Source organism: Roseobacter sp. AzwK-3b (assembly GCF_000170875.1).
Lineage (GTDB): Bacteria > Pseudomonadota > Alphaproteobacteria > Rhodobacterales > Rhodobacteraceae > Roseovarius > Roseovarius litoreus.
This window is the reverse complement of sequence record NZ_ABCR01000001.1, coordinates 176,056-199,292: the sequence shown is the minus strand read 5'-3', so window position 1 is coordinate 199,292 and position 23,237 is coordinate 176,056. Positions and strand designations below refer to the sequence as shown.

The 23,237-nt window shown below is 62.6% G+C and carries 12 protein-coding genes; 11 read left to right on the top strand and 1 reads right to left on the bottom strand.

Going from position 1 to position 23,237, the window contains the following annotated elements; translation table 11 throughout:
• Positions 1-97 precede the first annotated feature (97 nt).
• From RAZWK3B_RS00830 to RAZWK3B_RS00810, 4 genes are all read left to right on the top strand, one after another.
• Entirely contained in the window at positions 98-1,870 is a 1,773-nt protein-coding gene (locus tag RAZWK3B_RS00830) for a type I secretion system permease/ATPase (protein ID WP_037294759.1), read from the top strand.
• Positions 1,867-3,717, top strand: coding sequence for a calcium-binding protein (locus RAZWK3B_RS00825; RefSeq protein WP_007811322.1), 1,851 nt, complete (start codon positions 1,867-1,869; stop codon positions 3,715-3,717). Before RAZWK3B_RS00830 ends, RAZWK3B_RS00825 begins: the two co-directional genes overlap by 4 nt.
• A 14-nt stretch (positions 3,718-3,731) precedes the next feature.
• Positions 3,732-5,060 carry an HlyD family type I secretion periplasmic adaptor subunit gene (locus RAZWK3B_RS00820; RefSeq protein ID WP_007811320.1) on the top strand — a complete coding sequence of 443 codons (1,329 nt, stop codon included), beginning with the start codon at positions 3,732-3,734 and terminating at the stop codon, positions 5,058-5,060.
• Between the two features lie 560 nt (positions 5,061-5,620).
• The gene (locus RAZWK3B_RS00810) at positions 5,621-7,939 is read left to right on the top strand and encodes a vanadium-dependent haloperoxidase (protein WP_007811317.1); all 2,319 of its coding nucleotides are present in this window, start codon (positions 5,621-5,623) and stop codon (positions 7,937-7,939) included.
• Positions 7,940-7,975: 36 nt separating this feature from the next.
• Here the strand turns inward: RAZWK3B_RS00810 and RAZWK3B_RS00805 are convergent, their stop codons facing one another.
• Positions 7,976-8,842: a sensor histidine kinase gene (locus tag RAZWK3B_RS00805; protein WP_232279461.1), complete on the bottom strand. Its 867-nt coding sequence runs from the start codon at positions 8,840-8,842 to the stop codon at positions 7,976-7,978.
• Positions 8,843-9,510: 668 nt separating this feature from the next.
• Between RAZWK3B_RS00805 and RAZWK3B_RS00800 the strand changes: the two genes are divergently transcribed.
• The 7 genes from RAZWK3B_RS00800 to RAZWK3B_RS00770 all read left to right on the top strand — a co-directional run bounded on the left by RAZWK3B_RS00800 (position 9,511) and on the right by RAZWK3B_RS00770 (position 23,225).
• The gene (locus RAZWK3B_RS00800) at positions 9,511-10,143 is read left to right on the top strand and encodes a response regulator transcription factor (RefSeq protein ID WP_037294758.1); all 633 of its coding nucleotides are present in this window, start codon (positions 9,511-9,513) and stop codon (positions 10,141-10,143) included.
• A 366-nt stretch (positions 10,144-10,509) separates the two neighbouring features.
• Positions 10,510-11,790 carry a 5-aminolevulinate synthase gene (gene hemA, locus RAZWK3B_RS00795; RefSeq protein ID WP_007811312.1) on the top strand — a complete coding sequence of 427 codons (1,281 nt, stop codon included), beginning with the start codon at positions 10,510-10,512 and terminating at the stop codon, positions 11,788-11,790.
• 27 nt (positions 11,791-11,817) lie between these two features.
• Entirely contained in the window at positions 11,818-13,044 is a 1,227-nt protein-coding gene (locus RAZWK3B_RS00790; RefSeq protein ID WP_007811310.1) for an efflux RND transporter periplasmic adaptor subunit, read from the top strand.
• The gene (locus tag RAZWK3B_RS00785; RefSeq protein ID WP_007811308.1) at positions 13,041-14,726 is read left to right on the top strand and encodes an efflux RND transporter permease subunit; all 1,686 of its coding nucleotides are present in this window, start codon (positions 13,041-13,043) and stop codon (positions 14,724-14,726) included. The genes RAZWK3B_RS00790 and RAZWK3B_RS00785 overlap by 4 nt, the downstream gene beginning before the upstream one ends.
• A complete protein-coding gene (locus RAZWK3B_RS00780; RefSeq protein ID WP_007811306.1) occupies positions 14,644-16,101 on the top strand; it encodes an efflux RND transporter permease subunit in 1,458 nt (485 codons plus the stop codon). Before RAZWK3B_RS00785 ends, RAZWK3B_RS00780 begins: the two co-directional genes overlap by 83 nt.
• Positions 16,102-16,443: 342 nt before the next feature.
• Positions 16,444-18,138, top strand: a complete 1,695-nt coding sequence (locus tag RAZWK3B_RS00775; RefSeq protein ID WP_007811304.1) for a coiled-coil domain-containing protein — start codon at positions 16,444-16,446, stop codon at positions 18,136-18,138.
• Complete coding sequence (locus tag RAZWK3B_RS00770) at positions 18,096-23,225, top strand: peroxidase family protein (protein WP_157132097.1); 5,130 nt, start codon at positions 18,096-18,098, stop codon at positions 23,223-23,225. The genes RAZWK3B_RS00775 and RAZWK3B_RS00770 overlap by 43 nt, the downstream gene beginning before the upstream one ends.
• Positions 23,226-23,237: the final 12 nt, after the last annotated feature.

Sequence of the window (23,237 nt, the reverse complement as noted above, 5' to 3'; positions counted from 1 at the left end):
CGAAGGTCTGATTTTTGATCCGACATAGCGTGGAGTGCCGATCTGCGGCTTTGCGTCATAAGCCTTGGGACACGTTTGACCCAAAGGAGCACATGACATGGCCCGATCCTCTTCAAGACAGTCTGATAAGGATGCACGCCTTGCCCGCCTGACTGCTGGGCTACGGCCGGTGTTCCTGTATATCTTCGGCTTGTCCGGGATCATCAACATCCTGGCACTGACCGGCGCGTTCTACATGATGCAGATCTACGACCGCGCCCTGATGAGTGGCAGCATCCCGACGCTCGCCCTGATCTCGGCGCTGGCTCTGGGTCTCTACATGTTTCAGGGCGGGCTTGATGTCATCCGCTCGCAGATCCTTCACCGGGTCGGCGCGCGCTTCGATGCCCGCGTTGCCCCCGATATCCATCGCATGAGCATCGACATGCCGCGCTATGGCTTTTCCGTTGCCGAAGCGATGGAGAGGGGCCGCACCGTCGACACCCTGCGCAACTTCTTCGGCGGACCGGCGCTTGTGTCGCTGTTCGATCTGCCCTGGATGCCGATCTTTCTGGCCTTCGTGTTCGTGCTGCATCCCTATCTGGGCGCTCTGGCCATCGGCGGTGCCGTGGTCCTGACGCTGATGACCGTTCTGACCGAGCTGATGACCCGCAAGGCGAACGCCCAGGTCAGCCGCGCCGCCGTTCAGCGCAGCTCGGTGGCCGAGGCCAATGCCCGCAACGCGGATGTCATCAAGGCGATGGGGTTCTCGTCGCAGGCTCTGGCCCAGTTCCAGCAGGCCAACGACGCGCACCTGACCCTGCAATCCGGGTCCAGCGACGTGACCCGCACCGTCGGCGCCTTGTCCAAGGTGCTGCGCATGATGCTGCAATCGGCGGTTCTGGGCCTTGGCGCCTATCTCACCATCATGGGCGAGATGACCGCTGGCGCGATCATCGCCGCCTCCGTGGCCTCGGCCCGTGCCCTTGCACCGATCGACTCGACCATCGCCAACTGGAAGAACCTGATCGCGGCCCGCAACGCCATGGCCACCATCCGTCAGACGATGGCCGCCCTGCCCGAACAGGCACGCCCCCTGCAGATGCCCGATCCCAAGCAGTCGTTCTCGGCCGAAGGGATCACCGTTGTGGCCCCCGGATCCGGTCGTGTGCTCCTGTCGGATGTGACCATTCAGCTCGAAGCCGGGCAGGCACTTGGCCTGATCGGTCCCAGTGGTGGCGGTAAATCCTCGCTGATGCGGGCGATGGCCGGGGTCTGGCCCGTGCTGCGCGGCCATGTCCGCCTGGATGGCGCCGATCTGGTGCAATGGGGCGAAGACACGATTTCGCGCAGCTTCGGCTATCTGCCGCAGGACTACACCCTGTTCGACACCACGATTGCCCGCAACATTTCGCGCCTTGCCGATCCTGATCCCGAAAAGGTCATCGCGGCGGCGCGTGCGGCGGGCGTTCATGAAATGATCCTCGCCATGCCCGACGGCTACGAGACCGAACTGGGCGCCAGCGCCACCAGCCTGTCGGGCGGTCAACGTCAGCGCATCGCTCTGGCACGGGCGCTCTATGGGGATCCGTTCGTTGTCCTGCTGGACGAGCCGAATTCGAACCTTGACGCAGAAGGCGAACGCGCCGTGAGCCATGCCATCCAGAGCATCCGTGATCGTGGCGGCATCGTGATCGTCGTTGCCCATCGCCCAAGCGCACTCGAGCATGTCGATCTGGTCGGTGTCGTCCAGGATGGTGCCCTCAGCCGCTTTGGTCCCAAATCCGAGATCATGCGCGTCAAGGCCGCACCGGTGTCGCCCGCCAAGCCCCTCCGCGAAGCAGGCGCCGCCACGCAGGCCGCCTCGGCACCAGAGGAAACAGGCACATGATCGAGGTAAAATCAGCCAAGAAGGTCCAGACACCCGGCAAGGAGCGTCTGGCCGCGATGGACGGCTTGCGCCAGACGGTGACAGCCATCCCCAAGCGCAAGATCGGTATGGCGATGATGGCCCTGTTCGGTCTGGTCGCCTATATCAAGACCCTGCTCGGCGGCTCCGAGGTTGCAGCGCAAGCCGCCCCTGACGCACCCATCGCGGGTGACGACGGTGCCGCGCCCATCTGCGAGACGGACAATTCGTCGGCAGACAACAGCGGTCGCATGTCCTACGGCAACGCCGCGCTGTTCCAGGCCTCCGCGCGCGACGATGAAAATGGGGCGACCCTGACGTCGCCGCAATCCTCTCCCTCTTCGGTGCTGTCGCCCGCCAATTCGGGTTTGCAGCCCGAGCGGTTCGATGCGTCCGGCCTTCAACCCGCGCCCCTTAACTTCCAGCCCTTGGCATTTGCAACAGGCACGGAGCCCGGGCTCGAGCCGGGCCCCGGGACCGATCCCGGCACCCCGCCGTCCGGTGGAGGAGGCCCCGGTACCGGTACGGGTGGTGGAGGCCCCGGTGGTGGCGACGGAACACCTCCGCCCGCCGGTCCTGATCCCGAAGATGAGATCGAGAACGAGGACGGTCCGCAAGACCCGCCCCCATCCGGCAATCCTCCAGTGGAAGACGGCCCGAACGATGAGGACGCTGGCGGGAATGACGACAAGGACGACGCGCCCTGCGAAGACGACGCACCCTGCGAGGACAAGGCGCCTGGCGATGACAATGCACCCTGCGATGACGACGCGCCCTGCGATGACGACTCTGCCGAAGGCGACTCCTGTGATGACGCCTCGTCCGACTGCGCCTCAGACCTCGATTGCGATACAGCTTCGGACTGCGACGCAACCACGGAGTGCGATGCCGATCACAGCTGCGATCCGATTGCGGGCACCGACGCGGACTGCTTTGAAGATCCGATGCAAGCCGCCCGTGACATCACCTTCGGCCTGTCCACTGACGACGACCTGTCGGGCACCGACGCCCACGATCTCATCCATGCGGGCGACGGGGCCGACACCGTTCTGGGCGGCGCAGGCGATGATCTGCTGATCGGAGCGGCAGGCGACGACATCCTGACCGGCGGCAGCGGCAACGACCGTCTTGCCGGCGAGCAGGGTAACGATACGCTCGATGGCGGCATGGGCGATGACATCCTGACCGGCGGCGCGGGCGATGACATCCTGTGGGACGGCACCGGCGCGGACCTTCTGTTTGGCGATGCCGGGAACGACACGATCCACCTCGCAGCCGACGACGCCGCCGATACGGTACATGGCGGCGACGGGATTGATACGCTGGACCTGTCCACCACCGGCCAACAGGCTCATATCGACATCGCCGCAGGCACGATCACCCGCCCCGGCGTTCCGCAGGACAGTTTCACTGGCATCGAAGTCTTCGCTGCAGGCGCCGGCAAGGAAGTGTTCGACCTGTCGGGCTTTTTCAGCCCCGGAGCTGGCGCAATCCCTCGAACCACGTTCCAGATCACGGATTTTGACTACGACGATACTCTGGTGTTGACCGACGATATCCATCTTGCGCTGTCCGATCTGCACGCGGTGACCGACACGCGCGACATCCGCAAGGACAGCTCGGATTTCGAGGCCCGGATCTCGGTCTTTGATCCCGAAACCGTGGCCGAAACCCATGGCCGCCCCGGGTTCCGTCAGGATGATGAAGACGCCCTGATGATCCGCCGCATCGAACTTCGCCAGGAAAACGAAACCGGCGAAATCGAATTCGACCTCTGGATCAGCGGTCCCGACCGCGAGTCCGATCCCTCTCAAGACTTCACTTCCTGAACAGGAGCCACACCATGATACGCAACAGCAAAACCCCCAACGCACCGCAGGATGCCGTCTATGCCATTCGCGGGCGGGTGATCGCCGGCCTGGTGATGGCAACCCTTCTGGTCGCTGCGATCTTTGGCTGGGCGGCGAATGCCAACCTTGCCAGCGCGGTCGTCGTCAGCGGCGAAGTGTCGGTCAACCGCGATCTGCGGGTCGTCCAGCACCGCGACGGCGGCATCGTCAAAGAGATCCCGGCAAGTGCTGGTGACTATGTGCGCGAGGGTGACATCCTGCTCCGGCTTGACGACACATCTGCCCGCACCGAACGCGCGATCCTGCACGGCAAAATCGCCGAGCTGGCCATTCGCAAAAGCCGTCTCGAAGCGCAGCGCGACCTGATGGCGGAATTCCCCATGCCCGCCGGTCTTGATGAATTGATCGTGACGCCCGCCGCACTGCAGGCCATCTATGTCGGCGAGCGCCGCATTTTCCAGGGCAACATCTCGTCCTTCGTCAGCCGCAAGGAACAGATCGATCTCGGAATCGAACAGGTCCGCACTGAAATCGATGGCCTCGAAGCCCGCCTTGACGCCAAGCAGGATGAAATCCTGCTGGTGCAGGCCGAAAGCGCCCGCGTCGAAGACCTCTCCGAGCGTCGCCTGACCGTGCGCAATGTCGCCTTCTCGATCGAGCGCGAGAATGTCCGCCTGCGCGGCGAACGCGGCGAGATCCTATCGGCACTGGGCCGCGCCCGCAGCCGCGTCAGCGAGCTGGAGCTGGAAATCCTCTCGATGCAGGAAACACTGCGCACCGATGCGCAGCGCGAACTGCGCGAGATCGAAACCCAGCTGTCGGAACTCACCGAAAAGCGTTTCGTCATCGAAGACACCCTGTCGCGCACCGAAATCCGCGCGCCGATCTCGGGGCTGATCAACGACCTGAATGTCAACTCTGTGGGCGGCGTCATCAGCCCGGCTGAAATTCTGGCGACGATTGTGCCTGAAGAGGCGGAGCTGGTCTTTACAGCCCGCGTTCCGGCGGTGTCGATCGAACAGGTCGACACAGGATATGCCGCCCGGATGCGCTTTGTCGCCTTTGACCAGAACGAAACCCCCGAGATCGAGGGCACCGTGTCCTACGTGGCCGCCGCCGCGACAAGCGATCCGCAAATGCCGGGTGATTTCTACTCCATCAAGGTGGATGTCTCCGGCGATCAGCTGGCCCGCCTCGGTGGCAAGGAACTGCGCCCCGGCATGCCGGTCGAAGTCTATGTCACCACGGCCGAACGCACGGCGCTCTCCTATCTCGTCAAGCCCTTCAGCGATCAGTTCGCGCGGGCCTTCAAGGAAAGGTAACACCATGCTGCGCACTGTTATTCCGACTCTGATGGTTCTGGCAGCCTCGTCTGCTACAGCTCAAGAGAAGAACATGACTTGGAAGGCGCTTGAAGGTGACAGGCTGAATTTGAACGGCAGGATCATGCAGGTCCATGGCATCTCTTGCCCGTCTCCCAGGATTGCCTCTGGCATGAGTGCCAAGCGACTCGCCAACACGTTCTTGCGCGGAGGTATCGTGGTCTGTGCCACATCATTGCTCGAGGATGGAAGCGAGCTCGTGGATTGCGCGAAACGGGGTAATAATGGGCTGACGCTTAGCCAGATGTTGGTGTTCAGCGACCTGTGCAGACCGCGGCGTGACCAAGAGTGCCTAGCGCCACGTTTCGATGCTATGCCGACTTATGCGACGCCACCACCAGGTCCGCGTGACGTTTGATCAGTATTTTGACAGGAAAACTGTCTCGCAATGTTTATAGCTAAGCTGTGCGTGCCGGACAAATGGCTGCAATGAGAAACGCGACAAGAGGGCTCCGGCTATGGGCTGTAAAAAACGAGACAGGGATATCGAGAGGGACAGCATGTCGGACGACAGGTTTCAGATCAGTTTCACCCAAGATGGTGAGACACGTGTGATCACGCTTGAAGGTCGTCGCGAGGACTACGACTTCGAGTATGAAGATGGCGAGCTTGAAATCGAAGCACGTGAGGGCGATTTCGAATGGGAATTCGAGGATGTGGAGAGCTTCGAATTCTTGTCTTTCGATTCTGAAAAAGATCCGGTGGATCAGGGTGAAAGCAGCCCCGAACCTGGTCGGGTCGCGACACTGTCCGGCCCCCTGCATGTCAGTTTCACCCAAGATGGTGAGACACGTGTGATTACGCTTGAAGGCCGTCGCGAGGACTACGACTTCGAGTATGAAGATGGCGAGCTTGAAATCGAAGCACGTGAGGGCGATTTCGAATGGGAATTCGAGGATGTGGAGAGCTTCGAATTCTTGTCTTTCGATTCTGAAAAAGATCCGGTGGATCCGGGTGAAAGCAGCCCCGAACCTGGTCGGGTCGCGACACTGTCTGGCCCTCTGCATGATTTCGATTTTCTGCTGCAGGATGGTGCGCTGGCGGTTCGTAATCGGTTTGATGGTGAGGTTGAATCGCTTTCGGAATTTGACAGCTTCATTGCCGGTGCGGAAACCTTCCGGACGGCCGACATCTTGGCACAACTTGAACAGCCTGGCCCCGACCTTTTGGCCGAAGGCGGTCCGCGTCTGATGATGGTCAATACGCCAGAGGCGACTCCGAGCGTCATCTGGGACCAGATCCTGCAATCGATTATTGTCGAAAGCGGCGGGGGACCGACCAACGCGGCGCGGTCCCTCTCAATCATGCATACAGCCATCTATGATGCGCAGGCCAGTTATGACCCGGTCGCGCAACGCGTATCGATCGATCTGGAAGGTGACAACCTCGATATCGCCAGCCTTTCTGATTCCTCCAGCGCCGAGATCGAGACCGCCATGCATGTTGCGGCCCACCATGTGCTGTCGGAACTTTACCCGCAATATCAGGAGAAATTCGATCAGGTGCTGTCACAGCGTCTTGGGCTAGATGTCTCTGATGACTCGCGGGCTTACGAGGTGGGGATTGATGCCGCCCAGGATGGTCTGACCCCGCGTCAGGCGGAAGCGGCACAACTTGCCGCGCAGTCTGACGGGCTCTATACGCCTGTCAATTCTGATCCTGCGCCAGAAACCCGTAAGGACATCGCGCGCTGGACACCCGAAAAACAGGGTATTTTGTCGCCTACACCAGAGGCGCTGCAGACCTTCCTGACCCCTGAGCTTAGCCTGGCTGAAGGGTTCGCGCTGCCTGAAACGCCCACCGGTGATACTGACACGGCGCTGACCCGTCCGGACGGCCCTGAGCCGTTTTTTACGCCGGAGCATGTGGATACGGTGCTTGATTTCCATGCCAGGACCATCACGCTTGCGGCTCCGGCAGAGATAAATGGCGTAGCGGTGGAGGCCGGTACTACGATATCTGTGGACAAGTCCCTGATCGGTCCGGTCATCAGCCCGGCCTTCATCGCTCAGGCCGAAGCCATCGTGCAGACCAGTGCGACGCTGACCGAGGATCAGAAGATGGTCGCTGAATTCTGGGAAGATGGGCCTGGCACTAGCTTCCCCCCTGGCGCTTGGATGACGCTAACGCAATATGTCTCTCAGCGTGATGAGCATGACGCAGCAACTGACGCGCTTTTGTTCATGACGATGGGCAATGCCATGTTTGATGCCGCGATTGCGACCTGGGATGCCAAGGTGTTTTTTGATTATGCACGCCCTGTCACAGCAATCCGTGACCTGGGTCATCTGGGCCTGATCGGCGAGCCCGGCGTGGACGATTTGACCGGCGAGCCCGGATATGTAATCCAGGCGTTCGGCGGCATCGACCCCAACACCGGCACTAGCCTTGGCACCCGCACGATCCCGGCCGAGAACTTCATCACCTACCAGCTGCCTGGCGGTGAACAGTCTCCCCCCTTCGCAGAATATACCTCGGGACACAGTACGTTTTCGGCGGCGGGTGCGGCCGTGCTTCAGGCGTTCACCGGGTCGGACAATCTGGATGCACATATCACCGTGCCTCCTCAGACCAGCGCCTTTGATGTAGCCCTGCCGGGCGATGTTTACCAGTTTCAATGGGATACGTTTTCCGAGGCAGCCATCGATGGTGGTGCGTCGCGGATCTATGGCGGGATTCACTTTAGCGACGGTAACGTTGATGGGCTCAGCGCCGGCGCCACCATCGGCGCGGATGCCTACGCACTTGCGGTAGACTTTGCCAATGGCACGGCACAGCCAGAACAACAGCCGTTCTTTGATGAGTTTTTCATCGCTTGAGTGTGGCGCATCGTTGTGCCGTGGCCCCAAGTGGATCTAAAGGTCTGATGGCTTGATCGTCATGATCAGGCTTTGCGAACAGTCGCTTTTGGCCTGGTAGTCGCAGCCGGCGCGCGACGCCATATGCTCGAGTATGTCACGGGCCAGCTTGATGCGTTCAAATGGCCCGAGGATAGCGCCGGTGCTTGTGTTGCAAGGCGCTGTCTTCCCCTCGTGCACGGCGCTGATATGGATCTTCCCCGCGTCTTCATCTGAGGTTCGAATGGTGATGTTGGTTGCGGCATCGCCTGCGGACATACGGGCGATTTCCAGCATCGAGAATATCAATTGCATGAGAATCTCGCTTTGTGCAGGTCCGATGGACAAAGGCGGTCCCTCGCAGCGAATATCCAACCTGTTTCCACTGGCTTTGAACATGAACTCGAAGCGCTTTTGCAGCTCTGCGGCCAATCCCTGCAGATCGGTGGGCAGGCCTGTTGGGAGCGAGGCCTCCGCTTCAAGGGCACTGAACGCGACCACGCGTTCGACGCGCAATTGCATCCATTGCAGGGCCTCCTGACGTGCGGGCTCCAATCCGGGGCTGAGAGATGGATCCTCGCGCGATGCCATGGCAATGCCCTGCAGGGCATTCAGCGGATTTCTCAGATCATCGCTCACCATGTCGAGAAAGCGCAGCTTTATGGCATTTGATCGCTGCAGTGGTCTTATCAAAAGCCAATAAAAGACTGGCGCCATAATGCAGAACAGCAATAGGGCATCCAAAATGGCTTCGCCCCAGACGTACTCTGTCAGCCAAGGCACCTGTTTTGCGACTTCGGCCAACGCAAGCATGATGCATAGCTCGGCCCCAACGAGCGTGACCAAAACAACAAAGACTTTGCTGAGCGAAATATCACGAGACATGGTCAGTCTGGATGTTCGGAAGGGACAGGACCGGTTGGCCAAGCGTTTTGCCCTGCGGGGAGCGTGCTTTGTGCTGTCGCGATGACCGTGGAGATGATCCCGAGAATTTGCGTTCATGGGCATCGCCCCGGTTCTTGAGGCGCATATGGAGCGCGGTTCTACGGCTTCATAATCGCTACCATGTTCCGAATCGCACATCCATGATTTTTGGCATGTCGGGAGCGGCAGAACAGCACATGGCTGCGGAGTCAGACTAAAGTCCAAGGTCTTGCCGGACCATGGGCTGCGAGCGTGTCACATGATTAAAGGCGCTTTGAACACAATTATAACGCGCCGCCGCAGCTGTGCCTTGATTTGGATCAATTTTGGACATGTGGCGCTACATTTAAAGTTGTTTAATATCAGAGGCATAGGTATATTTTTGCCATAAGAAATGTGATGGTCTCACGTGGTGTTCCTACTTACGGGTAAGACGAATCGCGACTTTCGCCTGGTCGCCTGCGCTACAAAAGTCTCCCAATTCTCCAAAGATAGCTCGGAATCAATGGGGTGGAATGGGACAAAGGCTGCGACGTTGTCGTTTTGGGAAAGACGGAAACCTTAACTGACTTGGGAAACAGTGCCGACACCGCTTCTGCTGCGGGCGCGCCGAACTTTGGGGAAGATTGATGTTTAAAACGATGGTGATTTGCGATCACGCATTCACGCGTGCCGGCTTCCAACACCTTATCGAGCCGTGTGCAGGTTTTGATTTGCAGGCGGCTGCTGCCTACAGCCCTGAACTCGTCGAGACGTGCGCCCGCGATGGATATGAGGTGGTGATCGTCGATCTTGGATCCCTTGACCAGCCGATGAAGGTGCTCCGCGCCGTTCGCAAGTCGTGCGACATGGTCCGTATTTTGGCCTTCTGTTCTGAGAAGGGTATAGACATGGCGGTTGACGCGTTGGATGCGGGAGCATCGGGTATCCTGACCTATAATAGTGAAATGTCTGATCTGCGTGTCGCGGCACGCCGTGTCATGAATGGCGACAACTATGTGCAGCCCGACATGGCAATGGATATCTTCGCCAAGCTGCGTCAGGCCGAAGCCAAGCGCAAAGAGGCCGAGCGCCTGCGCCTGACCGCCCGCGAAAGCCAGGTAGTCCGCCATCTGATGCAGGGCATGACCAACGGTCAGATCTCGGTCGAACTCAACATCAGCGAGAAAACCGTCAAGCACTATGTCGGCTCTCTCAAGGACAAGTTTGGTGCCGCCAACCGCCTCGAGGTGGTTCTGGAAGCACAGCGTCTCGGGGTCTGATCCCGGTTTTCGGGGGTGGCCGCCCGGCGCCCCCGTCTCTGAATGGTCTGGTCATGGTTCCCTAAAGCCCGACCATTTAGCGGCGCGTTTGTAATGGCGTCTCAGGCATTCGCGAACGCGCCGCACCCCTCTATCCCAAAGCCATATGCTCCGGCTCTCCGGTTTCCCGGCCCTGACGCTCCGCGGCTCAGGGTCGTTTGCCGTTGCGCGCCCCGATGGTCCGCATGGTCGTCAGTCATAGTGCGGACCTCGCCTTGGACCTTGGTATGAGTTTCGCTTGGACCTTCTCATCTGTGGTCCGGCCCGCATCGCCGTTAGCTTTCCTGCACATCAATGGATCAGTTTAAGTTTCGCAGGAAGGCCAGCATGTCACAGCAAAAGATCATATCCCGACCAAGCTGCTCAGGGTGCCTTGGCTGTCACCGCGGCCGCGACTTTCACCTCGATGCGGCCCTTGATCGTCTGCACCAGGAGGGCCGTTACCGGACCTTCATCGACATCGAACGCCGCAATGGCCAGTTTCCGCATGCCACATGGCGCCGCCCCGACGGCACCGAGCAGCCGATCACCGTCTGGTGCGGCAACGACTATCTGGGCATGGGCCAGCACCCCGAGGTCCTGTCGGCGATGCACGAGGCGCTGGATGCCACTGGCGCGGGCTCGGGCGGCACGCGCAACATTTCCGGCACCACGGTCTATCACAAGCGGCTCGAGGCAGAGCTGGCCGACCTGCACGGCAAGGAAGCGGCGCTGCTGTTCACCTCGGCCTATATCGCGAATGACGCGACATTGAGCACGCTGCCCAAATTGTTCCCGGGGCTCATCATCTATTCGGACGCGCTCAACCACGCCTCGATGATCGAGGGCGTGCGCCGCAATGGCGGGGCCAAGCGCATCTTCCGCCACAACGACATGGCGCATCTGCGCGAGCTGCTGGCGGCGGACGATCCCGCCGCGCCCAAGCTCATCGCCTTCGAATCGGTCTACTCGATGGATGGCGATTTCGGCCCGATCGAGGAGATCTGCGATCTGGCCGACGAGTTTGGCGCGCTGACCTATATCGACGAGGTGCACGCGGTGGGCATGTATGGCCCGCGCGGCGCCGGCGTGGCTGAGCGCGACCGCCTGATGCACCGCATCGACATCATCAACGGCACGCTGGCCAAGGCCTATGGCGTGATGGGCGGCTATATCGCGGCAAGTGCGAAAATGTGTGACGCCGTGCGCAGTTACGCGCCGGGCTTCATCTTCACCACCTCGCTGCCGCCCGCGGTGGCCGCGGGGGCTGCGGCCAGTGTTGCGCATCTCAAGCGCGACGGGTCGCTGCGCGAGGCGCACCAGACGCAGGCGAAGATCCTCAAGACCCGTCTCAAGGGCATGGGCCTGCCGCTGATCGATCACGGCAGCCATATCGTGCCGGTGATCGTGGGCGATCCGGTGCATACCAAGAAGCTGAGCGACATGCTGCTCGAGGGCTATGGCATCTATGTCCAGCCGATCAACTTCCCGACCGTGCCGCGGGGCACCGAGCGCCTGCGCTTCACCCCCTCGCCGGTCCACGGCCCGCGCGAAATGGATGCGCTGGTCAACGCCATGGACGCCCTCTGGAGCCATTGCGCGCTCAACCGCATCGACCTCGCCGGCTGATATCACCACCAGGAAGGAGCCTGACCGATGCGCTGGATCACGCGAGGCGCCGTTGTCGCCACCGTCGCCATTCTGTGCCCCTTGGGGATTTCGCGGCTGACCGCGACGGAAATGGCCGGGCCCATCGACGCGCCGGCCCCGGTCACGGCCTCGGTGCGGCGTGCGGATCCTCTTCGGGTCGAAGACGTGCTGCATGCCTTCGGTCATGTCGTCCCTGCGGATATCATCCGCGTGTCGATGCCGCGCCATGCGGCCCCGGTGACGGACATTCTGGTGAACGAAGGCGATTGGGTCGACGCCGGGCAGCTCCTCGTCCGCATCGACCGGACCGATATCCAGCGCGATCTTCTGCAGGCTCAGGCCACGCTCTCGGCCACCCGCGCCGATATCCGCATCGCCCGGTCCAGTCTGCAGGTCGCGGCCACCGACATCGCGCAGCGCCGCGCCGAACTCGACCGGCTCGAACGTCTGGCCAAAACCGGCGCCTCCTCCGAGGTGCAGCGGCAGGACGCCACCCGCGCGCTGCAACAGGCGATGTCCGAACACGAGGCCGCCAAGGCCCGTCTTGCCGGAGCGCAGACCAGTGAAACCCTCGCCCGGCTCGAGGTCGAGCGCGTCAGCACTCTGACCGATCAGATGGATATTCGCGCACCGGTCGCGGGCCGCGTGACAAAGATCATGGTCGATCCCGGTGACACCCCGGTCATGGGCGGCCCTGTCCTCGGTCTTGCCGCCGCCGACCGGATGGAGGCGGTGCTGGCCGTCCCCCCGCATGTCCTTGCCCGCGTCTCTGTCGGTGATCCGGTCCGCCTCTGGGCGCCGGATGGCGGGATGATCGCCGCCGATGTCACGCGGATCACCCCGTCTACCGGCCCCGATGCCGGTCTGGCGCGCGTCGCGGTGGACCTGCCCGATGGGCACTCCCATCTTGCCGGGGCCAGCCTGCGTGGCGAAATCATCGTGGATCAGCGCGTTGCGATCATCGTGCCCACATCCGCCCTCGTGGCGCTCGAGACCGGCCCCGGCGTCTTGCGCGTGGTCGATCGGCGCACGGTCGCGACACCGGTCGATCTGTCCATGCGTCCCGGCGGCGCCGACGCCGAGATCGTCTCGGGCCTGCCCCAAGGCGCGGTCTATGTCGCTGTCGCCTCGCTCCTCCTGCGGGATGGCGAGACGCTGATAGACATGGATGCGCTGACCGAAATCGGCGTGAAACAGACAGCGGCGCTGCATCTCGGGCTGGCCCGGCGATGACCTTCACGGACGGCATCCTGCGCCATGCGGTCTTGGCGGTCATCGTCATCACCGTTCTGGCGCTTCTGGGCTTGCGCGCGGGTCTGACCCTGCCGCTCACCCATCTGCCCGATATCGGTGACAACCGGATCGTGCTGCGCCTGACGGCGCCCGATGCCTCGCTCACCGCGACCGATCACGATCTGGCCCAGCCGGTCTATCGCGCGCTGTCGTCCTTGCCCGACGTCACCTCGATCCGCGCGCAGATCACGTCCGGACAACTGGTCATGACCCTCAGCCTGCGCAACTCCCGTACGGCCCAGGACAGTCTCGCCAAGGTGCAGGACCGGCTTCAGGCGCTCAGACCCGATCTTGATCTGGCGGTCTCCATCGACGAGATCCGCGCCACCTCCTCGCGCCGTCAGGCCGCGTTGGAGCTGGCCATTCTGCCCCGCGACGGCGACATCGTCACCGCCAGCGATGCGCTGCGCGATACCATCCTGCCCACCTTGCGCAAGATCGACGGCATCGCCGAGATCGAGGTTCAGGGCACCGCCCGCGCCGAACTGGTGATCCAGACAACCGACCCTCAGCTTGCCTCGGTCGGGCTGACCTTCGCCGCGCTGAACCGCCAGATCACGCAGGCGCTGTCGCAGCAGGTGGCGGCACAAGTGGCGGTGTCCTCTGTCCCGACCGCGGGCACCATCCTGTTCTCGCTGCCGCAGAACATGCTGGCCGCAGAGGCGGCGCAAACACTCTCCGCCCTGTCGCTGACCACCGCCTCGGGCCAGAAGATCCCGCTTGCGGCCGTGGCGCGTGTGTCGACTGCGCCCGCCCCGCGCGACTGGCTCACCCGGCACAATGGAACCCCCGCGATCCTGGCACAGATCCATGCCGCGACCGGCGCCGACCTCGTGACGCTCAGCCGGGATATGGACCGTGTTCTGACCGATCTCCGGCACAGCCGCCCCGATCTGGCGCTCGACGTTGTCGCGCGCCCGGCCAAGCAGGCGATCCGCTCGCTTGGCGCCACCCGGCAGGCGCTGCTGGAAGGCTGCCTGCTGGTCATCGCGGTGATCGCGCTTGCGCTGAAATCCTGGCGCGCGACGGCCCTTGCCGCGTTGGCCATTCCGCTCTCTGTTCTGCCCACGCTCTATGTGATGCAGGTGCTTGGCCTCAGCCTGAACATCGTCAGCTTGCTGGCCCTTACCCTTGCCTCGGGACTCGTCGTGGACGACGCGATCGTCGAAATCGAGAATATCCACACTCATCAGCACCACAGCCGCGACTCCCGCAAGGCCGTGGCGCGCGCGGTCGATGAAATGGCCCGCCCCGTGATTGCCACAAGCCTTGCCCTTCTGGCGGTGTTCCTGCCCGTCGCGACCATGCCGGGCGAGGCCGGTCTCTATTTTCAGGCGTTCGGCTACACGTTGTGCATCGCGACGGTGTTTTCCCTGCTGGTCTCGCGGCTCGTGATCCCGGGCCTTGCCCTGCGCTTCGCGGGCAGCCCCGTGGCCCGTCCCGCAGCTCCCTCGGCCCGGCGACTGGCCCGGCGCTACCGTGCGGTGGTCATCCGCGCGCTGCGCTTACGGTGGCTCTGTCAGGCAGGGGCCTGGGCTTGTGGCGTGGCTCTCTGTGGTCTCGGCGCTCAATCATCCCGGGGCGTTCATTCCTCTGGACCGCGACGCGCTGTTGCGCTTTGACATGGCGCTGCCACCCACAATGCCCCCCAAGGCGCGTCTGGACCATCTTGCCGCGCTCGAACGCGATCTTCTGGCGGACAAGGGCGTGCGCGGCCTGACGGTGATCGCCTCGGATCAACCCGACGATACACTCCGCCTGCTGATCCAAACCGACGGCACCGCCCCGATCGCGGCCCGGGTGCGCGACGCGCTCCGCCAGACTGCCGATGCGCGGGCCTTGCCGCTCACCAGTGCCGGGCGTCCGGCGCTGGTGCTCGATCTGGCGGCCCCGGACCGCCAGAGCCTTGAAATCGCGGCGCCTGCGATTCTGGCCGCCATCGCGCAACTCCCCGAGGATATTCCCATCCTGTCGCCAATGGCCGCCCGACAGGCGCAGGTGCGTTTCCTGCCCGATCAAGGGCTCTTGCGACAGCTTGACCTCAGCGCGGCGGATCTTGTCGCCGCCCTTCAGGGCCATGCACACCCCGACGATCACCTGATCGCGAGGATCGAGGGCGATGACCAACAGCCGCTCGGCCTGCGCAGTCGGCTGGTGGCATCCAGCCCCGACGCCCCCGCGCCGAATGACCTGAGCTTCGCACCCGTGGCCTTGCCGGGGGGCGGCACCATGCCGCTTGCCGCGCTTGGACGGTTCGATCTGGAGTTCGCGCATCTGCGGCTCGACCGCCGCGATGGTCTTTATGTGCTGCCTCTTCTGGCCGCGCCCCCTTCGGCGGCCAGTGCGCGCCGCGTCACCGAAATCGCCGAGGCCGAGGTTGCCCGCCTGTCCTCCGATCTGCCCGGTCTGGCCCTGCTGCCTGCAGGCGACACCGCCTCCCGGCGCGCGATGATGTCCGACCTTGGCCGCGCCTTGGGCAGCATGCTCTTGCTGCTTATCGCGGTGCTCTATGCGCTCTTCCGCTCGATGGCGCAGGTCGGGGTGATTCTCGTCTCGCTGGTCTTTGCGTTGAGTGGCGGAATGCTGGTCCTGTCGGTGACCGGCCTGCCGGTGTCCCTGCCGGTGCTGATCGGTCTGATCCTGCTGCTCGGCATCGTCGCCAAGAACGCGATTCTTCTGATCGACCGGGCGCAAACCCTGGTCGCGCGGCACGGCAACATGGCGCAGGCGGTGATCGCCGCCGCCTCGGACCGCGCGCGCCCGATCATCATGACCAGCGTTGCGATGATTGCCGGGATGCTGCCTGCGGCCCTTCCGTGGCTCGAGGGATCGGCCTTCCGTCAACCGCTGGCGCTGACCGTGATCGGCGGCGTCGCGGTCTCGACCCTGCTCAGCCTGGTGGTCACGCCGGTCCTGTGCCTCATGGCCCACGGCGCCGCGTGCCGGATCATGCGCATTGCTCCCAAATCCAAGGCCCTGCGTATCGCGCACGCCTGACGCAGTTTGTTAACGCCATTGAGCTAGCCTGACGAATCCGATTCGGCTATGGGCTATACGAAGGTCTTGCGCCAGCGTCGCATGTTCTGGTGCTTTGGACCCAAGGTTCGGGTTTTGCGCCAGCCCTGCCCGTTCCCTGTCGTTTTACAGCCTGTTTATGCGCTTTAGCGCCGCAAAAACGCCCCAAACTCCGACTTTGGTCTGACGACCATCCTACCTTCGTAGGGTTTTTGGCGCGACCTTGAGCGCCTCCGGCAAACGGTCCTCCTTGGTATCAATGCATCATGACACACCGCCCGAATTTTGTCGGGTGACCAGACCTTATAGCCAGGAGAGACCAAGATGGTTTTCGTGAACACAAACGACCTGAAGCACATCCTCGACCAGATCCGCATCGCAGAACAGCATGCGGCTGGCACGCCGCTGACTGATCTGGTTGCAAACCCCTTGCTGCCTTATGGCCTGCGTCTTGTTGACGGCACGTTGAACAATTTGACTCCTGGCCGTGAGGAGTGGGGTTCGGCGGATCAGGTCATGCCGCGCCTGCTTGAGTCGACCTTCCTGACGCAGCCTGATGCGGCACATCTGGCCGATCCGAGCCCGCGTGGTGCGCCGGGTGCCGAGCCCACGTCCTATTTGCAGACTTCCGGCTCGGTTTATGACGCCGAGCCTCGTGTGATCTCGAACCTGATCGCCGATCAGACCCTGTCCAACCCCGCCGTCATCGCGGCGGCGCTCAGCCATGCCGGCATGACTGGACAGGCGATGCTGACCACGGCCAATGAAATCGTTCAGGCCTATCAGCGCGTCATCGATGCGCAGGCTGCTGCCGGCAACGTCGATCAGGCGCTCGAGCTGCAGCGCCAGGAACTGCAGACAGCGCTGGACACTGCCACTGCTGAACTGACCGCCGCACAAGGCGATGTCGCGGCCAAGACAACTGCCAAGAATGAGGCCGATCAGGCCGTGACGCAGGCTCAGGACACGCTCGACAATGCAGCCGCCACGATGGTCACGCTGCAAGGTCAGGGCCAGGTTGCCGAAATGCAGGTTGCGTTGAATGCCGCTGTCGCGGCGCATACGCAGGCCGAAGCTGATCTCAAGGCGGCGCAGGATGAGCTGTTGCAAGCCGAAAGCGCGGCCGCATCCATGCTGACCATGCACAATGCGAAACAGACCACCGTCACCAACCTGCAGGGGCAAAAGGCAACGGCTGATCAGGAGCTGGCCACCGCCGAGGGTTTGCTGTCCGACGCCCGGGCCGCATTGGCGCTGGAGACCGACGCAGCTGGTGCGGTCACCGAGGCCCAGACGGCGGTTGAAAACGCCACCACCGCGGTTAGCAATGCGCAGACGCGGGTCAACGAGCTTGACGCACAGCTCACGCAGGCTGAGGCGGATCTCGCTGATCTGAACACGCAACTTCAGGCCGCAGAGCAGACCCGCGATGCGGCTCAGACACGTGTTACGGCCGCTCAGGAGGCCGCCGCGGCAACCCAGGCGGACCGCGAGGACGCTCAGGCTCTCTTTGACACAGAGGTGAGCGAGCTTGCCACCGCACAGGCCGAGATGCTCAGCGCCCTCACGAATTATATCACCGGTGGATCGCTGGCCGATTTCTCGGTTGCGTCCGCGGCCTATTCTGCTGCCCGCGAAGAAAAACTGGCCGCCGAAACGGCGCTGAATGATGCAATCGACGCGGATGACGAGGCCGATCAGGCGGTCATCGACGAAACCGCCGCTCTCACCACGGCGCAATCTCGGGTCAGCACCCTGACCACGCAGCGCGATAACGATATGACCACGCGTGACGGCTTGAGCACCCAGTTGGACGAGGCAAACGGCCTCTTGACCAGCGCGCAAAACACTCTGACAGCCGCCGAGCAGACACTCCAGACGGCCCAGGACGACAATCAGGCTATGTCGATGCGCAGAACGCCGTTGATCTGGCCCAGGCCGATGTCGATGCGGCTCAAGGGATCGTCGATGGCCTCGTGGCACAGTTGGGGGTTGCTGAAGGCGAACTTGCAACGCTGAACACCAATCTCGGCAACGCCGACGCCGAAGTCACCCGTCTCGAAGGCGTGGTTCAGACCGAAACCACCGATCTGGAAACGGCTGCAGGTGGTGTGACCACGGCTCAGCAGAATCTTGCGGCGGCGCAGATGGCCGATGCCGCCATCCTCGCGCAGCTCGACGTGATTGCAGATGCCACCGTTACGCTCACTGAGGCGACAGCGACGGCCGCTCAGGCAGCCCTGGATCTGACCGCGGCCGAAGGCGTGGAAGCCACAAAGCAGGTCGCGGTCGACACCGCCACAAGTGATCTCAATGCCCTGACGGCACCTGGTGCGGCTGAAGCCGCCCTGGCCGCCGCTCAGGCCACCGCCGCCGAGGCGCAGACCACGCTCGACACGCTGCTGACCACCCATAACATCACGATGGACGGCAACAACGTTCTGCTGCCCGACGTGACCCCCGATGAAGGTCTGTCCGCACCCTACAACTCGTGGATGACGCTGTTTGGTCAGTTCTTCGATCACGGCCTCGACCTGGTCGGCAAAGGGGGGAGCGGCACCGTCTACATTCCGCTGCAGCCCGATGATCCGCTTTACGATGCGAACTCGCCCACCAACTTCATGGTGCTGACCCGCGCCACCAACCAGCCTGGCCCGGATGGTATCCTGGGCACCGCGGACGACATCCGCGAGCATTTCAACAAGACCACGCCTTGGGTCGACCAGAACCAGACCTACACCTCGCACCCCTCGCATCAGGTGTTCCTGCGCGAATACGATATCGACGCCAACGGAAACCCTGTCTCCAACGGCTACCTGCTGCACGGCCAGACCGGCGGCATGGCCACCTGGGGCGATGTCAAGGCGCAGGCTGCGACCAAGCTGGGCATTCAGCTCAATGACAGCGACGTGCTCGATGGCCCGCTGCTGGCCACCGACCCCTACGGCAACTTCATCCCCGGCGCCAACGGCCTGCCGCAGCTTGTCGTGCCGAACCCTGCCTATGTCGAAGGCGGCACCGAGCCTTTGAATATCCTGATCGAAGGCGATCTGGCCAACCCCGTCGATGCCAGCCAGGCGCTTCGCAACGGCCATGCCTTCCTCGAGGATATTTCCCACACCGCGTTCCCCAAGGGCATGATCGACCACGATCGCAACCCGATGACGCCTGAAATCGAAGTGTTGCCCGATGCCGATACCGACACCGGCAACGCGATCATGCCGAACATCTTCGGCATGAACGAAACCTACGACAACGAACTGCTGGACCGCCACTTCATCGCCGGTGATGGCCGTGGCAACGAAAACTTCGGTCTGACGGCGGTGCACCATGTGTTCCACACCGAACACAACCGCCAGGCAGCCGAGATGAAGCAGACCATCCTGGACAGTGGCGAGTTGGCCTTCATCAACGAATGGCTGGCCACCCCGATCACCGAGGCTGACCTGGCCACCGCGACCGTCGACACCGTCGAATGGGATGGCGGGCGTCTGTTCCAGGCCGCCAAGTTCACCACCGAGATGCAGTATCAGCACCTCGCCTTCGAAGAGTTCGGCCGCACCGTGCAGCCCCAGATCGCGGCCTTCGGCGTCAATGGCAGTGCCGAGATCGACTGCGCAGTCATGGCCGATTCGCCCATGTGGTGTACCGCTTCGCCACTCGATGCTGACCGAGACGTTCACACGATGGACCCCAACGGCGTGAACACCTCGAACGGTCTGATCGAAGCCTTCCTGAACCCGGTCGCCTTCGACCTCGACCAGACCCTGACCTCGGATCAGGCGGCAGGTGCCGTGGCCCGTGGCATGTCCCGCGAAACCGGCGCCAATATCGACGAGTTCATCACCAGCGCCCTGCGCGACAACCTTGTGGGCCTGCCTCTGGACCTTGCCGCGCTGAACATCGCGCGGGGTCGGGAAACCGGTGTGCCCTCACTCAATGCCGCCCGCGAGCAGTTCTACTCCGCCACCGGCAGCGAGTTCCTCAAGCCCTATGAAGGCTGGTCGGAATTTGCCGCGAACCTCAAGAACCCGGCTTCCATCATCAACTTCATCGCGTCCTACGGCACCCACGAGACCATCGTGAACGCCACGACCGTGGTGGAAAAGCGCGCTGCGGCCACCGATCTGGTTCTGGGCGGTGATAACGCCCCGGCGGACCGTCTGGACTTCGTCAACGGCACCGGCGCTTGGGCCGACGCGGAAACCGGCATCAACGATGTGGAATTCTGGATCGGCGGTCTGGCCGAGGACATTATGCCCTTCGGCGGGATGCTCGGTTCCAGCTTCGGATTCGTGTTCCAGCAGCAGATGGAGGCGCTTCAGAACGGCGACCGTTTCTACTATCTGGCACGGACCGCCGGCATGAACATGATTGCCGAGTTGGAAAACAACTCCTTTGCGTCGATGATCGTGCGCAACACCGACATCAAGGACGGCGGCGCGCATATCCCGGCCAACATCTTCTCGTCGATGGATGTCATCCTCGAGGTGGATCAGGCCGTGCAGTCCATGCCCGACCCGGTGTCCACCGATGTCGATCCGTTCCTTGCCGCCATGGGCACCACCATGGTCGAGCGGGCTACGGCCACGGTGGATGCGCCACTGATCGACGGGGTGCGCGAATACGACAACTTCCTCAAGTTCAACGGCGGCGAACACGCGGTGCTCGGCGGCACGGATCAGCGCGATATCCTCAACGGCGGCCTCGGTGACGATGCGCTCTGGGGCGGCGCGGGCGATGACCTGCTGATCGGTGACGCGGGCGTGAACACCCTGCGCGGCGGGGCCGGCAACGACATCCTCAAGGATGGCGACGATGTCAGCTTCTTGCATGGCGAAGATGGCGATGACGTGATCTCGGCCGGCGGCGGTATCGGCGAACTGATGTTCGGTGGCAAGGGCAACGACGCCATCCTCATGGGGTCAGACGATGCGGCCACGGCGTTCGGCATGGACGGCAACGACTTCATCTATGGCGGTGCCGGTGGCGAGTTCATGTTCGGTGGCGAAGGCGATGACTGGATCGAAGGCGGCGACGGCTTCGACATGGTCATGGGTGACAACGGCGATCCCTTTGGTGGGTCGCGGGTTGTGGGCCATGACGTTCTGGATGGCGGCGCCAACGACAACGACCTGCTCGGGGAAGGTGGCGACGATATCCTGATCCAGCGCGAGGGCGTGCATGTCAACGAAGGCGATCTCGGCTTCGACTGGGTGGCGCATAAAGACGCCATGACCGGCGCCGATATCGACCTCAGCCGTCGTCTGGAAACCAACGAGACGCAGGCCGCACTCCGCGATCGCTACGACCTGGTCGAGGCGGCATCGGGCACGCAGTTCGACGATTTCCTCTACGGCGATGACCGCGAAGGCGCGGCGCTGCCGGACGGGATTGATCTGCTGGCCAATGACGCGACGCTCTTCGCCAACGAACTGACCCAGGCTGGTGTTGACCGGATTGCAGGTCTGCGCGAGTTGCTGGCCGACATGATGGGGGTCGATCCCGCTGATACCTTCACCGGCGGCAACATCCTGCTCGGTGGTGGCGGCAGCGACGTGATCCAGGGCCGCGGCGGCGATGACGTTATCGACGGCGACAAGGCGCTCAACGTGCGCATCTCGGTCCGCGATCCCCAGGATCCGACCGTGGAACTGCGCTCCATCAACAGCCTGTTCGAAATCTCGAACGAACTGCTTGATGGCTCGATCAGCCCCGGCCAGCTGCAGATCGTTCGGGAAATCCTCGATGCCGGTCAGGAAGGCGATGTGGACACGGCTGTCTACTTCGATGTGCGGGCCAACTACAACATCCGCACCAACGCCGATGGCAGCGTCACGGTCGATCATATCGCACCGCCCATCGAAGGCGCGTTCATTGACCCGATCAACGGTCAGCCCAACGTGGAAGGTGGTGACGGCACCGACCGCCTGACCAATGTCGAAATCCTGCGCTTCGCGGATATGGAGATTGATCTGCGCACTGATCCGGCCAGCAACGGGTTGATCCAGGGCACCGATGGCGATGATGTGCTCAATGGCAGCAACGGTCGCGACGCGATCTTCGCAGGCGCTGGAAATGACGTGATCAACGGCCTTGCCGGAAATGACGTGATCTTTGGCGAAGGTGGCTCCGACACCATCACATGGAACGCGCCCAACGGCGGCTACGACGTGGTCGTGGGTCATGGCATCGTCAATGACGGCGGCACCGACATGCTGGTGATCAACGGCGATGGCACTGAGGACGGCTTCACGATGTACACCGTGGCAGCTTGGACCGGTCAGGCCCCTGTCGATCCGTCTTCCGAGATCATCATCACCCGGACAGTGGCCGGTGTGGAGACCGCGATCATGGAAGTGCGCGGCATCGAAGAGGTCGCAATCAACGGGGTGCAGGGGATCGAAACGATCAACGCGGTTGGTGACTTCGCAGGCACCTCGCTGGCGCCCAACACGATCTACGTGAACGGCACGGCAGGCAGAGAAGTGATCGACTTCTCTGGCTTCACCTCGACCCAGCGTCTTGTGGTGGATGCAGGTGACGGTCGCGACGTCATCACCGGTGGCGCAGGCAATGATATCCTGAACGCTGGTGCGGGAGACGACGAAATCACCTGGAGTGTCGGCGGCGGCAGCGATGTGGTCGATGGCGGGGCAGGTGAAGACACCTACACCATCAACGGCGATGCGTCTGATGAAACCTTCCGCGTCTACGCGGCGGACTCCTGGACAGGGGCACCCCTGGCCACCGGAACCGACATCGTCATCACCCGCGACGCGGGTGCCGGCGAACAGGTGATCGGTCAGCTTCAGAACATCGAGGAAATCCAGATCAACACAGCCGGTGGTGTCGACAACGTCGAGGTGATCGGTGACTTCAACCCGACAGCTCTCAACTTCAACACCATCGCGGTGACGGGTGATGATGTCAGCGTCGATGTCACGCAGCGTCTGTCCACGCACCGCGTGTTCGTTGATGTGGGTGGCAACACACAGGATGTGCCCAAGTCGCTGAATGTGGCGGGTGTTGTAACCGAAGGCGATGTCTTCCTGATCCCGGTCGATCCGACAACCCTGACCCGGACGGTCGATGTCTCACGGTGACCCAGAAGTCGG

Excerpts from the sequence above, each read along its gene's own strand:
- hemA (WP_007811312.1), top strand. The coding sequence starts at position 10,510 with ATGTCACAGCAAAAGATCATATCCCGACCAAGCTGCTCAGGGTGCCTT.
- RAZWK3B_RS00785 (WP_007811308.1), top strand. The coding sequence starts at position 13,041 with ATGACCTTCACGGACGGCATCCTGCGCCATGCGGTCTTGGCGGTCATC.
- RAZWK3B_RS00775 (WP_007811304.1), top strand. The coding sequence starts at position 16,444 with ATGGTTTTCGTGAACACAAACGACCTGAAGCACATCCTCGACCAGATC.
- RAZWK3B_RS00820 (WP_007811320.1), top strand. The coding sequence starts at position 3,732 with ATGATACGCAACAGCAAAACCCCCAACGCACCGCAGGATGCCGTCTAT.
- RAZWK3B_RS00790 (WP_007811310.1), top strand. The coding sequence starts at position 11,818 with ATGCGCTGGATCACGCGAGGCGCCGTTGTCGCCACCGTCGCCATTCTG.
- RAZWK3B_RS00800 (WP_037294758.1), top strand. The coding sequence starts at position 9,511 with ATGTTTAAAACGATGGTGATTTGCGATCACGCATTCACGCGTGCCGGC.
- RAZWK3B_RS00825 (WP_007811322.1), top strand. The coding sequence starts at position 1,867 with ATGATCGAGGTAAAATCAGCCAAGAAGGTCCAGACACCCGGCAAGGAG.
- RAZWK3B_RS00805 (WP_232279461.1), bottom strand. The coding sequence starts at position 8,842 with ATGTCTCGTGATATTTCGCTCAGCAAAGTCTTTGTTGTTTTGGTCACG.
- RAZWK3B_RS00810 (WP_007811317.1), top strand. The coding sequence starts at position 5,621 with ATGTCGGACGACAGGTTTCAGATCAGTTTCACCCAAGATGGTGAGACA.
- RAZWK3B_RS00830 (WP_037294759.1), top strand. The coding sequence starts at position 98 with ATGGCCCGATCCTCTTCAAGACAGTCTGATAAGGATGCACGCCTTGCC.